The 15,931-nt window shown below is 67.4% G+C and carries 12 protein-coding genes; 7 read left to right on the forward strand and 5 right to left on the reverse strand.

The window, feature by feature from the left end:
- Nucleotides 1-191: 191 nt before the first annotated feature.
- Together glyA and QZ471_RS18170 are read right to left on the reverse strand one after the other, a co-directional pair.
- Nucleotides 192-1,445, reverse strand: coding sequence for a serine hydroxymethyltransferase (gene glyA, locus QZ471_RS18165; RefSeq protein ID WP_295466371.1), 1,254 nt, complete (start codon nt 1,443-1,445; stop codon nt 192-194).
- Nucleotides 1,446-1,568: 123 nt separating this feature from the next.
- Entirely contained in the window at nt 1,569-5,771 is a 4,203-nt protein-coding gene (locus QZ471_RS18170; protein ID WP_295466374.1) for an EAL domain-containing protein, read from the reverse strand.
- 211 nt (nt 5,772-5,982) lie between these two features.
- Between QZ471_RS18170 and ettA the strand changes: the two genes are divergently transcribed.
- Nucleotides 5,983-7,647: an energy-dependent translational throttle protein EttA gene (ettA, locus tag QZ471_RS18175; RefSeq protein WP_295466376.1), complete on the forward strand. Its 1,665-nt coding sequence runs from the start codon at nt 5,983-5,985 to the stop codon at nt 7,645-7,647.
- A 100-nt stretch (nt 7,648-7,747) separates the two neighbouring features.
- On the opposite strand, the gene QZ471_RS18180 is transcribed toward ettA, so the two are convergent.
- Nucleotides 7,748-8,176, reverse strand: a complete 429-nt coding sequence (locus QZ471_RS18180) for a TOBE domain-containing protein (protein WP_295466378.1) — start codon at nt 8,174-8,176, stop codon at nt 7,748-7,750.
- A gap of 95 nt (nt 8,177-8,271) precedes the next feature.
- Here QZ471_RS18180 and QZ471_RS18185 point away from each other — a divergent pair, with 95 nt between their 5' ends.
- Genes QZ471_RS18185 through modC form a run of 4 tightly spaced genes read left to right on the forward strand, consistent with a single transcriptional unit; the run spans nt 8,272 to nt 11,615 of the window.
- Entirely contained in the window at nt 8,272-9,084 is an 813-nt protein-coding gene (locus QZ471_RS18185; RefSeq protein WP_058793592.1) for a TOBE domain-containing protein, read from the forward strand.
- A gap of 23 nt (nt 9,085-9,107) precedes the next feature.
- Nucleotides 9,108-9,860 (forward strand): molybdate ABC transporter substrate-binding protein, encoded by a 753-nt coding sequence (gene modA, locus QZ471_RS18190; RefSeq protein WP_295466381.1) that lies wholly within the window; start codon nt 9,108-9,110, stop codon nt 9,858-9,860.
- A gap of 4 nt (nt 9,861-9,864) precedes the next feature.
- Nucleotides 9,865-10,542: a molybdate ABC transporter permease subunit gene (gene modB, locus QZ471_RS18195; protein ID WP_295466383.1), complete on the forward strand. Its 678-nt coding sequence runs from the start codon at nt 9,865-9,867 to the stop codon at nt 10,540-10,542.
- A complete protein-coding gene (modC, locus tag QZ471_RS18200) occupies nt 10,539-11,615 on the forward strand; it encodes a molybdenum ABC transporter ATP-binding protein (protein ID WP_295466386.1) in 1,077 nt (358 codons plus the stop codon). Before modB ends, modC begins: the two co-directional genes overlap by 4 nt.
- Here the strand turns inward: modC and QZ471_RS18205 are convergent.
- Nucleotides 11,607-12,533, reverse strand: coding sequence for a LysR family transcriptional regulator (locus tag QZ471_RS18205; protein WP_295466388.1), 927 nt, complete (start codon nt 12,531-12,533; stop codon nt 11,607-11,609). The two genes, modC and QZ471_RS18205, sit on opposite strands and share 9 nt — an antisense overlap.
- A 139-nt stretch (nt 12,534-12,672) precedes the next feature.
- Between QZ471_RS18205 and QZ471_RS18210 the strand changes: the two genes are divergently transcribed.
- On the forward strand, nt 12,673-13,560 hold the full coding sequence (locus tag QZ471_RS18210; protein WP_295466390.1) for a DMT family transporter: 888 nt from the start codon (nt 12,673-12,675) through the stop codon (nt 13,558-13,560).
- Between the two features lie 40 nt (nt 13,561-13,600).
- Here QZ471_RS18210 and QZ471_RS18215 read toward each other — a convergent pair whose 3' ends face one another.
- Nucleotides 13,601-14,983 (reverse strand): APC family permease, encoded by a 1,383-nt coding sequence (locus tag QZ471_RS18215; protein WP_295466392.1) that lies wholly within the window; start codon nt 14,981-14,983, stop codon nt 13,601-13,603.
- 154 nt (nt 14,984-15,137) lie between these two features.
- Between QZ471_RS18215 and QZ471_RS18220 the strand changes: the two genes are divergently transcribed.
- Nucleotides 15,138-15,902 (forward strand): LuxR family transcriptional regulator, encoded by a 765-nt coding sequence (locus QZ471_RS18220; RefSeq protein ID WP_058776816.1) that lies wholly within the window; start codon nt 15,138-15,140, stop codon nt 15,900-15,902.
- The last annotated feature ends 29 nt before the right edge of the window (nt 15,903-15,931 follow it).

Consider the following 15,931-nt stretch of genomic DNA (forward strand, 5'->3'; position numbering starts at 1 on the left):
GCACGCGGCGTTTTGTTAAGTGAACAGTATTGCGGCAATGCCAGGAATTTTTCGTTTTCGGAGGCTTCCCGTGCGCGGCAAGAGCTGCCTTGGCGACCCATCTGAAAATGCAAAGAGCCCCCGACCGATAGGTCGGGGGCTCTTTGTTTTGGGCTTCCCTCTCCCAGAGGGAAAGGGGGGCGACGTGCCTCTTACTTACCGTACACCGGCAGACGGGCGCAGACGGCCTTGACCTTCTCGCGCACGGCGTCGATCACCGACTCGTCGCCCATGTTGCCGAGGATGTCGCAGATCCAGCCGGCCAATTCGCGGCATTCGGCTTCCTGGAAGCCGCGGGTGGTGACCGCCGGGGTGCCGATGCGCAGACCGGAGGTGACGAAGGGCGAGCGCGGATCGTTCGGCACCGAGTTCTTGTTCACGGTGATGAAGGCGCGACCCAGGGCGGCGTCCGCGTCCTTGCCGGTGATTTCCTGCTTGATCAGGCTGAGCAGGAACAGGTGGTTGTCGGTGCCACCGGAGACCACGTCGAAGCCACGCTCGATGAAGACGCTGGCCATGGCCTGGGCGTTCTTGATCACCTGCTGCTGATAGGTCTTGAACTCGGGTTGCAGGGCTTCCTTGAAGCACACGGCCTTGCCGGCGATAACGTGCATCAGCGGGCCACCCTGGGCGCCGGGGAAAACCGCCGAGTTGAGTTTCTTCTCGATGGCTTCGTTGGCCTTGGCCAGGATCAGGCCGCCGCGCGGGCCGCGCAGGGTCTTGTGGGTGGTGCTGGTGACTACGTCGGCGAAGGGCACCGGGTTCGGGTAGACGCCCGCGGCAACCAGGCCGGCGAAGTGGGCCATGTCGACGAACAGGTAGGCGCCCACGGCATCGGCGATGGCGCGGAAGCGGGCGAAGTCCAGCACCTGGGAGTAGGCGGAGTAGCCGGCGACGATGACCTTGGGCTTGTGCTCCTGGGCCAGGCGCTCGACCTCGGCGTAGTCGATCAGACCCTGCTCGTCGATGCCGTACTGCACGGCGTTGTACAGCTTGCCGGAGGAGGAGACGGTGGCACCGTGGGTCAGGTGGCCGCCGTGAGCCAGGCTCATGCCGAGGATGGTGTCGCCGGCTTCGATCAACGCCAGGTACACGGCCGAGTTGGCCTGGGAACCGGAGTGCGGCTGGACGTTGGCGTAGTCGGCGCCGAACAGCTGCTTGGCGCGGTCGATGGCCAGTTGCTCGACCACGTCGACGTATTCGCAGCCACCGTAGTAGCGCTTGTGCGGATAGCCTTCGGCGTACTTGTTGGTCAGCACCGAACCCTGGGCCTCCATGACCGCCGGACTGGTGTAGTTTTCCGAGGCGATCAGCTCGATGTGGTCTTCCTGGCGCTGGGCTTCCTGCTGCATGGCGGCATGGAGGTCGGCGTCGAAGCGGGCGAGGGTGGTTTCACGGCTGAACATGGCGGCAGGGTCCCCTGAGGCATGGCAAGAGCGAGCCCGGTCCGGGCTCGTGAAAGCCGCCATTCTACCCCATCGCGGGAAGCCTGAGGTATGAGCGCCGGTCATGCACCGGCGCCATGGGTCTCATGTGAGGACCGGGAACAGTCCCTGGCGCTCGAGGCGTTTGCGCAGTTGCTCCGGGGGCAGCGGGCGGTCGAAGAGGAAGCCTTGCACCTCGTCGCAGCCATGGGCGCAGAGGAAGTCGAGCTGTTCCTGCTCCTCGACGCCTTCGGCGATCACCGAGAGGTTGAGGCTGTGGGCCATGGCGATGATGGCCCGGGCGATCTGGGCATCCTGCTCGCCATGGGGCAGGCCGTCGACGAAGCTGCGGTCGATCTTGAGGATGTCGATGGGAAATTGCTTGAGGTAGTTGAGCGACGAGTAGCCGGTGCCGAAGTCGTCCACCGCGATGCACAGCCCCAGGTTCTTGAGTTCGCCCAGCAGCATCAGCGCCTCGCCGACATCACGCATGAGGATGCTCTCGGTCAGCTCCAGTTCCAGGCAGGCCGGGGCCAGGCCGGTCTCGGCGAGGATCTGGGCGATGCGCTGGCCGAGTTGGCCGTCGTTGAACTGGCGGGCGGAGAGATTCACCGAGACCTTGGGAATGCGCACCTTGGCAGCGTGCCATTCGCGCATCTGCCGGCAGGCCTCACGGATCACCCAGTCGCCCACCTGGACCACCAGGCCGATCTCTTCCAGCACCGGGATGAATTCCGCCGGGGAGACGTGACCGCGCACCGGATGCTCCCAGCGCAGCAGGGCCTCGACGCCGGTCAGGCGACCGTTGTCGCAGCGGTACTGCGGCTGGTAGTGCAGGCGGAATTCGCCCTGCAGCAGGGCGTGGCGCAGGTCGGCCTCCAGTTCCAGGCGCTCCAGGGCGCGGGCGTTCATCTCGGCCTGGTAGAACTGGAAGTTGTTCTTGCCCATCTCCTTGGCGTGGTACATGGCCGTGTCGGCGTTCTTCATCAGTTGGCTGAGTTCGTGGCCGTCCTGAGGCGAGAGGGCGATGCCGATGCTGGCGGAGACGAAGAATTCGCGGCCTTCGAGGATGAAGGGGTCGGACAGCTGGGCGAGGATCTGCTCACCGACGCGGATCGCCTGGGCGAGGGCGGTTTCGCGGCTTTCCAGGCCGTACAGCAGCAGGGTGAATTCGTCGCCCCCCATGCGCGCCACGCTGTCCTCGGTGCCAACGCAGGCGGTCAGGCGCACGGCCACTTCCTTGAGCAGGCGGTCGCCGGCGGCGTGGCCGAGGGAGTCGTTGATCGGCTTGAAACGGTCGAGGTCGAGGAACATCAGCACCACCCAGCTGCCGTTGTGGCGGCTCTGCTGCAGGGCGTTGTGCAGGCGATCCTGGAACAGGGTGCGGTTGGGCAGCAGGGTCAGGGCGTCGTAGTAGGCCAGGCGGTGGATGCGCCGCTCGCTGGCCTTGCGCTCGCTGATGTCGACGAAGAAGCAGACGTAGCTCATCAGGTCGCCGTCATCGTCGCGGATGGCGGTGATGCCGACCCAGGAGGGATAGGGCTCGTTGTCGTGGCGGCGCTGCCAGAGTTCGCCTTCCCAGCTTTCCTCGGTACGCAGCTGCTGCATCACGTGCTGCAGCTGGTTGGCTTCCTGTTTGTCGGCACAGAGCATCATCGGCTGCTGGTCGAGGACCTGCTCGGGGGTGAAGCCGGTGATGCGGGTGAAGGTGCGGTTGACGCGGACGATGTAGCCGGCCGGGTCGGTGACCAGGATGGCACCGGCGGAGTGATCGAACACCGTCGCCGCCATGCGCATGTCCTTGTCGGTGCGGCGCTGGGCGGAGATGTCGCGGCAGACGCCGAGCAGGCCGGCGAAGCGTTCGTGGTCGTCCCACAGCGGCTTGAGGCGCAGCTCGATCTGCAGGGTGTGGCCGGCGGCGTGCAGGCAGTCGAGCACCTGGGGAGCGAAGCGTTCCTGGCGCAGGACGGAGAGTGCGCGCGGGTCGTCGAGGCTGCGCATCAGGTGTTGCAGGGTACGGCGGAACTCCTGCAACTGGCGCGTGTGGACCACCAGGTCAGTCAGGCGCCGTTGCTGCAGTTCGGCGATAGTATAGCCCAGCAGCTCCTCCACCGAGGGGCTGATGTAGCTGAGCACCAACTGGGCGTCGGTGGTGAAGATGACGTCGCTGATGCTTTCCGCCAACTGCCGATAGCGGTTTTCGCTGCCGCGCAGACGATCACTGGCGCGCACCATGTCGGTGACATCCAGGGCCAGGCCGACCACGCTGGCGGCGGTGCCGTCCGGACGGCTGGCGAGGCGCTGCTCGCGCACGTCGAACCAGCGCCAGCCACCGTTGCGGTGCTGCCAGCGCAACAGGCTGCTGCTGGGCTGATCGGAGAGCGTCGGTCGCATGCTCACCACCCGGGCGTGCAGCTCGGCGTCGTCCGGGTGCAGGCGCTCGCGCCCGAGGCTGGTGAGGACCCCGGGTGCATAGCCGAGCTTGAGCGCCAGCGGATGGCTCTCGTAGGTCAGCTCGCCACTGGCCACGTCGTAGGTGTAGAGGGTGTCGGGGATGGCGCTGATCAGATTGGACCAGAAGGCATCACGCTCGAGCAGACGCAGCTCGCTGAGCTTGCGCTGGGTGATGTCGTTGAGACTGAGCAGGGTGGCATCGAGGTGCTGCGGGTCGGCCGGCAGGTGCATGCTCAGCCAGAGGTGGCGCTCGCCCGCGCCGCTTTCGATGCAGGTTTCCAGCTCCAGCACCTGCTGCCCGGAAAGCAGGCCGGCCAGCAGGCGGTATCTCTTGCCACCGGGTTGCACGCGGGAGTACCCCACCAGCCGCTCCCAGGCCTGGTCCAGCCGGTCGATACCGAGCATCTCCAGCGCCCGCTGGTTGATCTCGGTGATGCGGACCCTCCGGCCAAGGGACTCGAAGGTTTCGGGCTGGTTGGTGAGCAGCTCGGTGAGCTGTTCCGGCGTCTCGATGCCGAGCGTCTGCAGTGCCGGGTAGAGACCGCTCAGGTCGACCACGCAGATGCCGGTGTGGACGCCGTTGAAGATGTTCTCGTAGCGCTGGCGAGTGGTCTGGATGGTATCCAGGTTGCGCTGCTGCTCGGTGACGTCGCGCAGTACCCAGACGAAGCCGTCCTGCACCTGGGTGCGATCGCGCAGCACGCGCGCGCTCGGCTGGCTGTCGGCCAGGGCGTGGCAGCTGACGGAGAAGCGCCGGGGCTGCTCGTCCACCCAGAGGGTGACCAGGGGCTGACCGCCGGCTTCGGCGTGCGCCGGGGCGACCAGCTGCGGCAGCAGACTGGCCAGGTAGTACTGGGAAGCCTCGCTGGGGGCGATGCCGAGCACGCGTCCGGCGGTGGCATTGACATAGACCAGGCGGCCATCGGCCTGGGTCATGCAGACGAATTCCTCGATGCCGTTCAGCGCCGTGCCGGCCAGCCGCAGGCTGCGCCGCGAGGCCTGGGTTAGCGCCCGCAAACCCTGGTCTTCGCGCAGCAGCAGGTGCAGCAGCACGCCGGTCACCAGGCCGAAGAAGGTGAACAGCGCCAGGCGTCCGAGGGACTCCTGCAGGTGCAGCCCCGGTCCACCGGTAGCCGAGTAGGCGGCGACCACCTGCCAGTCACTGTGCGCCAGCGGTTGGCGGACGACATTCTCGGTCGCCGTGTTCTGCGGCTGGGTCGAGAAGAGCGTGACGCCCTGGTTGATATCCTCCAGACGCCAGTCGAGGCCTTCCGTCATCCGCGTCTGTCGCCAGAGTACCTCGCTCAGCGGGGCGCCGTTCAGCACCCACCAACCGCGCTGCTGGTCCGGATCGCCCGCGATGACCAGGTAGAGCGGCGCTTTGGCCGCGGGGTTGAAGTCGTAGAGGAAGTCCGCCTGCAGGAAATCCGCATGGTTGGTGCGTTTGAGCAACTGCTGAAGGAAGGCGGCGTCCGGCGCCTCGGCCAGGCGCGCGGCGCGTAGCGTGGCGTTGGCCGGCAACCAGCGCACCTGCTCCAGGCCGGGAAAGAAATCGTCGAGGCTGAGCCGCTGGTTGGGCGTCAGCGGCAGGTTGGGGTCGTCGGCTCCGCGCAGCGTACTGCGCACGGCCTGCGCCTTGAGTGCCAGGCTGAAGTCGAGCGTGTTGGCCAGTTGCCGGGTCAGACTCTCCAGTTGTTCGTGGCGCAGCGCCGAGCGCTCGGCGACGCCATTGAGCGCTTGCCAGAACATCATCGCCAGCATCACCACCAGCGACAGGACCAGCAGGGCGCAAGTCAGGCGGCGCGGCGACGGGGCGATTGGCTCTTCCGGCAAGGTGGAGGGCGGAGTGTTCACGGCAGACTGCTTTCCTGCGGGAGCGTGGGCCATACGACTGCGCCCGATTCCGCGGGGCAGAGCTGGCCTATGATAATGTGGCAAGAGGTGCGCCCGCCTGCTTTTTCCGCGCCTTCACCACGGGTGCTTTCGTCGCCCGGGGTTTCGACAGCGTTCGCCGCTGACGCCATACTGTGTCCCCTGTTTTTCATTCCGCTCCCAAGGTCCAACCATGGCTCAATACGTCTACACCATGCATCGGGTCGGCAAGGTCGTGCCGCCCAAGCGTGAGATCCTCAAGAACATCTCCCTGTCGTTCTTCCCCGGCGCCAAGATCGGCGTGCTGGGTCTGAACGGTGCGGGCAAGTCCACGCTGCTGCGCATCATGGCCGGCGTCGATACCGAGATCGAAGGTGAAGCGCGTCCGATGCCCGGTATCAATGTGGGTTATCTGCCGCAGGAGCCGAAACTTGATCCCGAGCAGACGGTTCGTGAGGTGGTCGAGGAAGCCGTTGGTCAGATCAAGCAGGCCCAGGCGCGACTGGACGAGGTCTACGCCGCCTACGCCGAGCCGGATGCCGACTTCGACGCCCTGGCCGCCGAGCAGGCCAAGCTGGAGGCCATCCTCCAGGCCGCCGACGGTCACAACCTGGACCGCCAGCTGGAAGTCGCCGCCGACGCCCTGCGCCTGCCGGCCTGGGACGCCAAGGTCGGGGTGCTCTCCGGTGGCGAGAAGCGCCGCGTGGCGCTCTGCCGCCTGCTGCTGTCGGCCCCTGACATGCTGTTGCTGGACGAACCCACCAACCACCTGGACGCCGACTCGGTGGCCTGGCTGGAGCACTTCCTGCACGACTTCCCCGGCACCGTGGTGGCCATCACCCACGACCGCTACTTCCTCGACAACGTCGCCGGCTGGATCCTGGAACTGGACCGCGGTCAGGGCATTCCCTTCGAGGGCAACTACTCTGGCTGGCTGGAATCCAAGGCCGCGCGCCTGACACAGGAAGCCAAGCAGGAGGCCGCCCACGCCAAGGCCATGAAAGCCGAACTGGAATGGGTGCGCTCCGGCGCCAAGGCCCGCCAGTCCAAGTCCAAGGCCCGTCTGCAGCGCTTCGAGGAAATGCAATCCCAGGAATTCCAGAAGCGCAGCGAGACCAACGAGATCTACATCCCCGCTGGCCAGCGCCTGGGCGACAAGGTCATCGAGTTCAAGAACGTCAGCAAGGGCTACGGCGATCGCCTGCTGATCGACAACCTGAGCTTCACCGTGCCCAAGGGCGCCATCGTCGGCGTCATCGGTGGCAACGGCGCGGGCAAGTCGACCCTGTTCCGCATGATCATGGGCAAGGAGCAGCCGGACTCGGGCAGCATCGAGATCGGCGATACCGTGCAACTGGCCAGCGTCGACCAGAGCCGCGAGAACCTGTCCGACACCAAGACCGTCTGGGAGCAGGTGTCCGACGGTTCGGACATCATCAAGATCGGCAACTACGAGGTACCGTCGCGCAGCTACGTGGGCCGCTTCAACTTCAAGGGCGCCGACCAGCAGAAGTTCGTCAAGGATCTCTCCGGTGGTGAGCGCGGTCGTCTGCACCTGGCGCTGACCCTCAAGCAGGGCGGCAACGTGCTGCTGCTGGACGAACCCTCCAACGACCTGGACGTGGAAACCCTGCGCGCCCTGGAAGATGCCCTGCTGGACTTCCCCGGCGCGGCCATCGTGATTTCCCACGACCGCTGGTTCCTCGACCGCATCGCCACCCACATCCTCTCCTATGAGGATGACTCCAACGTGGTGTTCTTCGAAGGCAACTACACCGAGTACGAAGCCGATCGCAAGAAGCGCCTGGGCGAGGCCGCGGCCCAGCCGAAGCGGGTGAAGTACAAGAAGCTGGCGTAAGCGCCAGGCCCAACGCCGGTGGGGAAACCCGCCGGCGTATTCTTTTGTCTCACGTTATATACTTGATGCTATAACGGTGCTTTGACGTAGCGGACCCGCATCAGGCCGGGACGCCGAGGATGACATGAGACGCCTTGAACACCGCCGTGGCTGCGACACCCGGAGCCAGTTGCAGCTCCTGCACCGCCTCGCGGGTGACCATGGCGACCACGCGGTTGCCGCCGGGCAGGGCGATGACGATCTCGGCATTGACCACGCCGTCACCGACGCTTTCCACCTGGCCGGCCAGGCAGTTGCGCGCCGACAGGCGCAGACCGCTGCTGTCGGTCATCACCATCACCCAGGGCGCCTTGACCAGGGCGACGGCCGGTTTGCCCGGCGCCAGGCCCAGGCTGGCGATGCTGTCCAGGGTGACCACCGCCACCAGCTCGCTACCGCCTGGCAGCGCGAGGGTCACCTCGGCATTCACCGCGCCTTCGCGCACCTGGCTGACGGTTCCCTGGAAGACATTGCGGGCACTGACCTTCATGGGATGTCGCTCCTGAGCGTGGGGGAAGAGGCAAGGGGCGCCACTCTAGGTCGGAGCGTTGTAGTCATACAACCCGAACGCCAGGAGTGCCCGGCATGAGCGCCTCGCCCTTCATCGCCCATCTGTCCTTGGAAAGCAGCGTCGGTGCCGAGCTGACCCAAACCCGTATCCGCCTGCTGGAGGCGATCGCCGCCACCGGCTCCATCAGCCAGGCGGCCAAGCGGGTACCGCTGTCGTACAAGGCGGCCTGGGACGCGGTGGACCAGATCAACAACCTCTCGGCCCAGCCCCTGGTGGCGCGTAGCGCCGGCGGCAGTGGCGGTGGCGGCACCCGCTTGACCGACTATGGCCAGCGGGTGGTGGCCTTCTATCGCGCCCTGGAGCAGCACTACCAGACCACCCTGGACCAGGTGGCGGCCGGGCTCGACGAAGCCAGCCGTACCGAGGTGGCCGATTTCCGTCAGTTGCTGCTCAACCTCAACTGGCGCAGCAGCGCGCGCAACCAATTTTCCGGCGCGGTCGAGGCGCTCGAACACAGCGACGTGGAAAGCGCCGTGACCCTGCGCCTGGACGATGCCACCGCGCTCACCGCCCTGGTCACCCGCGAAAGCGCCGAGCAACTGCGCCTGGCGCCGGGGCGCGCCGTGGTGGCCTTGGTCAAGGCGTCCGCGGTGCTGATCGGCACCGAGCCAGGTCTGCGGCTGTCGGCCCAGAACCAGCTGTGGGGCGAGATCGAGCGGGTCCATGCCGGCCCGGTCAACCATGAGGTGGTGCTGGCCTTGCCCGCCGGTCGCCGGGTCACCGCCACCCTCACCGCGGGTAGCAGTCGCCAACTCGGGCTCGCGCCCGGGGTGGCTGCCTGCGCCTGTTTCAGCGCCGCCAGTGTGCTGTTGTTGAGTCCGTCCTGATCGCCAACCGAAAGAGAATCCCGATGACCTCCTTCCGCTTCCTCTCCTTGACCCTGCTCGCAGGCATCGTGACCACCCCCGTGCTGGCCGATGAGGTCCAGGTGGCCGTCGCCGCCAATTTCAGCGCTCCGCTCAAGGCCATCGGGGAAAAATTCGCCCAGGACACCGGTCACCATCTGGTCATCTCCAGCGGCGCCACCGGCCAGCTCTATACCCAGATCAAGAACGGTGCGCCCTTCCAGGTCTTCCTTTCCGCTGACGACAGTACTCCGGCCAAGCTGGAAAGCGAGGGCGCGGCGGTCAAGGGCTCGCGCTTCACCTATGCCATCGGCACCCTGGCGCTGTGGTCGCCCAAGCCCGACTACGTGGACGAAGAGGGTGCTGTACTCAAACAGAACGCCTTCACCCATCTGGCCGTCGCCAATCCCAAGACCGCGCCCTACGGCCTGGCTGCCACCCAGGTGCTGGCCAAGCTGGGTCTGAGCGACGCCGTGAAGACCAAGCTGGTGGAAGGCCAGAACATTACCCAGACCTACCAGTTCGTCGCCACCGGCAATGCCGAGCTGGGTTTCGTCGCCCTGTCGCAGATCTACCAGGATGGCAAGGTGAAGGAGGGTTCGGCCTGGATCGTGTCGGCCGACCTCTATGAGCCCATCCGTCAGGACGCCGTGCTGCTGGAGCCGGGCAGGGACCAGGCGGCGGCCAAGGCGCTGCTGGCCTACCTGAAGGGCCCCCAGGCAGCGGCGGTGCTCAAGGCCTACGGCTACCGGCAGTGACACCATGAGTCTGAGCGCAGCGGACTGGGCGGCGATTCGCCTGACCCTGGAACTGGCCAGCGTGACCACCCTGCTGCTCTTGCTGCTGGGCACGCCCCTCGCCTGGTGGCTGGCGCGCACCCGCTCCTGGCTAAAGGGACCCGTCGGCGCCCTGGTGGCCTTGCCGCTGGTGCTGCCACCGACGGTGATCGGCTTCTACCTGCTGCTTGCGATGGGGCCGGAGGGTTGGGTGGGGCAGGCGACCTCCGCCCTCGGGCTGGGGCGGCTGCCCTTCACCTTCGCTGGGCTGGTGGTGGGTTCGCTGTGCTATTCGCTGCCCTTCGTGGTGCAGCCGCTGCAGAATGCCTTCGAGGCCATCGGCCCACGGCCGCTGGAAGCGGCGGCCACCCTCAGAGCCGGCCCCCTGGATACCTTCTTCCATGTGGTGCTGCCGCTGGCGCGCCCCGGCTTCGTCACCGCCGCCATCCTCGGCTTCGCCCATACCGTGGGCGAATTCGGCGTGGTGCTGATGATCGGTGGCAACGTGCCCGGCCGCACCCAGGTGGTCTCCATCCAGATCTTCAATCATGTGGAAGCCATGGAATATCCCCAGGCGCATCTCCTGGCCGGGGGCATGCTGGCCTTCTCCTTCGTCATCCTCCTGCTGCTCTATGGGCGCCGCGGGCGGTCGGCCTGGACATGAGTCTCGCCGCGCGCTTCGAACTGAGCCATGCCGACTTCCTGCTGGACGTGGACCTCGCCCTGCCCGGCAGTGGCGTTACCGCGCTGTTCGGCCCTTCGGGCTCGGGCAAGACCAGCTGCCTGAGGTGCGTAGCCGGGCTGGAGCCTGAGGTCCGCGGCCGGTTGGTGGTGGCGGGAGAGACCTGGCAGGACAGCGACCGTGGCCTGTTCCTGCCGCCGCACCAGCGCGCCCTGGGCTACGTCTTCCAGGACGCCAATCTGTTCGAGCACCTGGACGTGCGGCGCAACCTGCTGTTCGGCTGGCAGCGGGTGGCCCCGGCCGAGCGACGGCTGCAGCTGGAGCAGGTCGTCGAGTTGCTGGGCATCGAAGGGCTGCTCGCGCGGATGCCGGCCCGCCTCTCCGGCGGCGAACGCCAGCGGGTCGGCATTGCCCGCGCGCTGCTGACCAGTCCGCGCCTCCTGCTGATGGACGAACCCCTGGCGGCGCTGGACGCCGAGCGCAAGGCCGAGATCCTGCCCTATCTGGAGCGCCTGACCCTAGAGCTGGCGCTACCGATCCTCTACGTCAGCCATGCTCCCGATGAGGTGGCGCGGCTGGCCGATCACCTGGTGCTGCTGGAGCAGGGGCGGGTATTGGCCAGCGGGCCGACCACCGAGGTGCTGGCGCGCCTCGACCTGCCCATCGCCCTGGCCGACGACGCCGGGGTGGTGCTGGAAGGAAGGGTGCTGGGTCATGACCCGGACTACGGCCTGCTCGGTCTGGGCCTGGCCGGCGAGCAGCGGGTACTGCTGGCCCACGCCCCGTTGCCGCCTGGGCAGCCGCTGCGCATCAAGGTGCTGGCGCGGGACGTCAGCCTCAGTCTGGAACGCCAGCACAGCAGCATCCTCAACGTGCTGCCGGCCACCGTCGCCGAAATCGCCCCGACTCGCTCGCCGGCCCAGGTGCTGGTGCGCCTGGACCTGGGCGGTAAGGCGCTGCTGGCGCGGATCACCCGCTATTCGCTGGAGCGGCTTGGACTGCAGCCGGGGAGTCGGGTGTGGGCGCAGTTGAAGTCGGTAGCGGTATTAGCCTGAATCGGGGGCTGGCCTGAGCCGCTCCAGCAGAAAATCCACCAATACCCGCACCGCCGCCGGCAACTGGCGATCCGGCGGATAGAGCAGCCAGGCGGTGCCCTGGTAGGGGCCGAGGTATTGCCAGTCGGGCAGCACCCGCAGCAGGCTGCCGTCGGCCAGACCGGCGTCGGCGGCGAAGGCCGGCAGGCAGGCGATGCCGAGGTCGGCGAGGGTGGCTTCCAGACGCACGCCGCTGTGGTTGCAGGCCAGGCGGCCGCGCACCGTCACGCTTTCCACCCGGTCGCCGCGGCGCAGTTGCCAGCGCTGGTCGCCCGGGCTTTCGCCGAGGTAGAGGCAGTCGTGCTCGGCCAGCGCCTGGGGCTGCTGGGGTGTACCGCGGCGCTGGAGATAGGCGGGACTGGCGCAGAGCACGAAATCCATCTGGCGCAACGGCCGCGCGACGAAGCCGGCGGGCGGCTGCTCGGTGATGCGCACCAGCAGGTCCTGGTCATCGGCGATGGGGTCCAGGGGGCGATCGTCCAGGCGCAGTTGCAGGTCCACCTCGGGATAGCGCTGGAAGAACTCCGGCAGCAGCGGGGCGATCAAGCGGTAGCCGACCGCCTTGGGTACGGCGAGACGTACCTGGCCGCGGGGTTCCTCGCGGTGTTGCTGGCCGCTGTCCAGGGCGCCGCCGGCGGCGGCCAGCAGTCGCTGGCAATGCTCGAGCACTTCGCGCCCGGCGTCGCTCAGGCGCAACTGGCGGGTGGTGCGTTGCAGCAGGCGTACGCCCAGCTCCCGTTCCAGGCGGGCGACCTGGCGGCTGACCGCCGAGGGCGTGGCGTCCAGCAAGCGGGCGGCGGCGGTGAAGCTGCCGGTCTCCACTACCTTGGCGAAGGCGACCATACAGGGCAGCAGGGGGAGGGCGCGCAGGAGGTCCATGCCGATGTTCGCCGGAAGCAATAGGGCTGAAAAGGCTGCCATTGCTTCCCTCGCGGAACAAGAGCTATGCACGCTGATGGGCTTATCGTGCTTACCTCGGGGCGGGCACACTGGCGGCCTGATTCAGGGAGAAGCTGTCATGTCGCAACGCTCCACCTTCGGCCTGGCCGAAGGCCTGCTGCTCGCCACCGCTCTGGTGTGGGGCACCAGCTATGCCGTGGTCAAGGACGCCGTGGTGCTCTATCCGGTACTGGGTTATCTGGCACTGCGCTTCTGTGTCACCGCGCTGCTGCTGGCCCCCACGCTGCGTGGCGACGGCCGCCGCGCCTGGCGCCCTGGCGTACCGACCGGCCTGCTGCTACTGGCGATCTTTCTCGCCGAGACCTATGGCGTGGCCCTGACCACCGCCAGCAACGCCGCCTTTCTCATCAGCCTTTGCGTGGCCCTGACGCCCTTCGCCGAATGGTGGCTGCTCGGCCAACGACCGGAGGCCCGTGCCCTGGGCGCCGCAGCCCTGGCGGTGGTGGGCGCTGGTCTGCTGACCCGTGGCGTGACCCTGAGCTTCAACCTGGGCGACGGCCTGATCCTGCTGGCGGCGGTGCTGCGGGCGGTCAATGTCTGCGTGGTACGCCAGCGTCTGCAGCGGGCCAGCGCTCCGGTCCCGGCCCTGGCGCTGACCGCGGTCCAGACCGGGGTGGTGGGCCTGGCCTGTCTGCTGCTCTTCGCCCTGGGCCCGGGCCTGGCACCGCTGCCCGTGCAACCGGGCTTCTGGCTCGCCACCGGCTACCTGGTGCTGTTTTGCACCCTGGGTGCCTTTCTCGCCCAGAACTATGCCCTGGGGCGGACCAGCGCGACCCGCGTGGCGCTGCTGATGGGCGCCGAGCCGCTGTTCGGGGCGCTGTTCGCCAGCTTCTGGCTGGACGAACGCCTGGGCCTCTGGGGCTGGCTGGGCGGACTGTTGATCGTCGTCGCCTCGCTGTGGGGGACGCTGCCGCGGCGGGTCGTCGCCCAGCCGGTATGTAGCTGAAAGGCTGGGGACGCTGACACCCTAGCCGCTTCGGCTGCCGTCAGAGGGCGGCGTCGTTGGCCTTGAATTCCGTGGTTCGACCGCTGATGGCGAGGAAGGCCAGCACGGCCAGGCCCAGCACCATCCAGCAACTGCCGCCGACCTTGGCGTAGAGGTCGGCGTTGTACAGCACATAGGCCAGGATGATGAAGCCGACCAGGGGGATCAGGCCGTGCAGCAGCGGCCGACCGGCGCCCCGGTGATGCCAGGCCACTGCCACATGCAGGAGCAGGAAGGCGGTCAGTGCACCGAAGTTGCACATGGAAGCGAGCAGGTTGATCTGGCCGACGAAGAACAGGCCCAGTACCAGGCTCAAGGCGGCCACCAGCAGGATGGCGCGCTGGGGCACCCGGGTGACCGGATGGATGTGGCGCAGGAACTGCGGCAGCTGGCGGTCACGGGCCATGGCGAACAGTAGGCGCGAGGTGGCGGCCTGGGCCACCAGGGCGTTGGCGATGGCGGCGCCGATGGCCACGGCGAGGGCGATCACCACCTGCAGCCAGGGACCGGCGATCAGCCGGCCGATCTCATAGAAGGCGTTGTTGGAGGCGTCGGCATCGGGGTACTGGATCAGGTTGGGCTGCAGCAGGGCAGCCAGCCAGGTCTGCACCATGAACAGCGCGGCCACTAGGGTCAGGGCCAGCAGGGTGGCGCGGCCCACCACGCGGCTGCCGCCGCGGGTTTCCTCGGAGAGGGTGGAGATGGCGTCGAAGCCGAGGAAGGACAGCACCGCCACCGACAGGGCGCTGAAGATCAGCGGCAGGGAGAATTCCTGGGGGTTGTACAGCGGCTTCATGCTCCACTCGGCGCCATTCACGCCGCGGCTGATGGCCAGGGACGCCAGCACCACGAACACCAGCAGCACTGCCAGCTGGCCATAGAGGAACAGCCGGTTGGCGCGGGCGGTGGTCTCGATGCCGCGCAGGTTGACCAGGGTATTGAGGCTGACGAAGAAAACGATCCACAGCGGCTGGGGAATCGCCGGGATGACGTTGGCCATGGCGTTGGCGCCGATCACATAGAGCAGGGTGGGCACCAGCAGGTAGTCGAGCAGGATGGCCCAGCCGGCGAGAAAGCCCAGCGCCGGATGCAGGCCGCGACCGACGTAGGCGTAGACCGAGCCGGCCACCGGGAAGGCGCGCGACATCTGTTGGTAGCTGACCGCGGTGAACAGCATGGCGACGAAGCCGATCAGGTAGGTGAGGGGCACCATGCCGTGGCTGGCGTCGAACACCCCGCCAAAGATGGAAAAGGGCGCGATGGGCACCATGAACACCAGGCCGTAGATGAGTAGGTCCTTGAGCCCGAGCTGGCGCTTGAGTTCCTGGGTGTAGCCGAAGCGGGCGAGGTCGGCGGCGTCGCCGGACGGAGCGTGCTGAGTCATGGGGGGCATCCTCGAAGGGGCGGGGTAGGCTCGACTCTAGGCCAGGGGCCAGACAGGCCCCATCCGTAAAAGTGCTAGGTTTGCAGCGGCGCTCGGGCGACTGGCAGAGGCTTTGCTTTCTTTCTCCCATCGCGACCCCCGAGGGAGTTCCAAGATGCATGCCGATCTGCTCACCGTCAGCAGCCGCCTCGCCGGCCTGGCCAGCCTTGATGCCTGCCTGGACGCCGTGCAGGACACCGCCGACGGCTTTGGCTGCAAGGCGCTGATCTACGACTATGCGCCGGTGCCCCTCAGTCACGACGGCGTGCTCATCACCCCCTCGGTGTTCAAGGTGCGCAATGCCCCGGCGGACATGCAGGCCTTCTGGTGCGAGCGCGGCTACTACCAGATCGATCCGGTGCAGCAGTGCGCCAGCCGGCGCGCCACGCCCTTCGTCTGGTCGTTTCGCAGCGAAACCCGCAGCGCCCTGCGCGAGTATCTGGGTGACAGTCATAGGCCGGTCACCCGCTATGTGCGCGACAGCGGCCTCGCCACCGGGGTGACGGTGCCGCTGCACCTGCCCGGCGGCGCCTTCGCCACCCTCACCGGCATCCTCGATGCCGACGCCCAGGACGCCGAGGCTACCGGCGAAGCCTGCCTGGGCGCCTTCCTGGTGCTGGCCCATGCCTTCCAGGCCCGCGCTGACGAACTGCTTGCCCCGGCCGAACGCCGCTGCGGGCAGATCCGCCTGACGCCGCGGGAGCGCGAATGCCTGCAGTATTCGGCCAAGGGCCTGACCGCCAAGCGCATCGCCGCGACCCTCAACCGATCCACCGCCACGGTCAACCTGCACCTCAACTCCGCAGCCCGCAAACTGGGCGCGCGTAACCGGGTCGAGGCAGTGGTGCGGGGGCTGCACTATCGGCTGGTGGAGCTCTGAGTAACCTGGCCAGATCCGTGGGCTGATCG

This window comes from uncultured Pseudomonas sp., assembly GCF_913774235.1.
In the GTDB taxonomy this organism is placed as follows: domain Bacteria; phylum Pseudomonadota; class Gammaproteobacteria; order Pseudomonadales; family Pseudomonadaceae; genus Chryseomonas.

Bases quoted from the DNA above. Each gene is read 5' to 3' on its own strand.
- glyA (WP_295466371.1), bottom strand. From the start codon at position 1,445: ATGTTCAGCCGTGAAACCACCCTCGCCCGCTTCGACGCCGACCTCCAT.
- ettA (WP_295466376.1), top strand. From the start codon at position 5,983: ATGGCTCAATACGTCTACACCATGCATCGGGTCGGCAAGGTCGTGCCG.
- QZ471_RS18180 (WP_295466378.1), bottom strand. From the start codon at position 8,176: ATGAAGGTCAGTGCCCGCAATGTCTTCCAGGGAACCGTCAGCCAGGTG.
- QZ471_RS18185 (WP_058793592.1), top strand. From the start codon at position 8,272: ATGAGCGCCTCGCCCTTCATCGCCCATCTGTCCTTGGAAAGCAGCGTC.
- modA (WP_295466381.1), top strand. From the start codon at position 9,108: ATGACCTCCTTCCGCTTCCTCTCCTTGACCCTGCTCGCAGGCATCGTG.
- modB (WP_295466383.1), top strand. From the start codon at position 9,865: ATGAGTCTGAGCGCAGCGGACTGGGCGGCGATTCGCCTGACCCTGGAA.
- modC (WP_295466386.1), top strand. From the start codon at position 10,539: ATGAGTCTCGCCGCGCGCTTCGAACTGAGCCATGCCGACTTCCTGCTG.
- QZ471_RS18205 (WP_295466388.1), bottom strand. From the start codon at position 12,533: ATGGACCTCCTGCGCGCCCTCCCCCTGCTGCCCTGTATGGTCGCCTTC.
- QZ471_RS18210 (WP_295466390.1), top strand. From the start codon at position 12,673: ATGTCGCAACGCTCCACCTTCGGCCTGGCCGAAGGCCTGCTGCTCGCC.
- QZ471_RS18215 (WP_295466392.1), bottom strand. From the start codon at position 14,983: ATGACTCAGCACGCTCCGTCCGGCGACGCCGCCGACCTCGCCCGCTTC.
- QZ471_RS18220 (WP_058776816.1), top strand. From the start codon at position 15,138: ATGCATGCCGATCTGCTCACCGTCAGCAGCCGCCTCGCCGGCCTGGCC.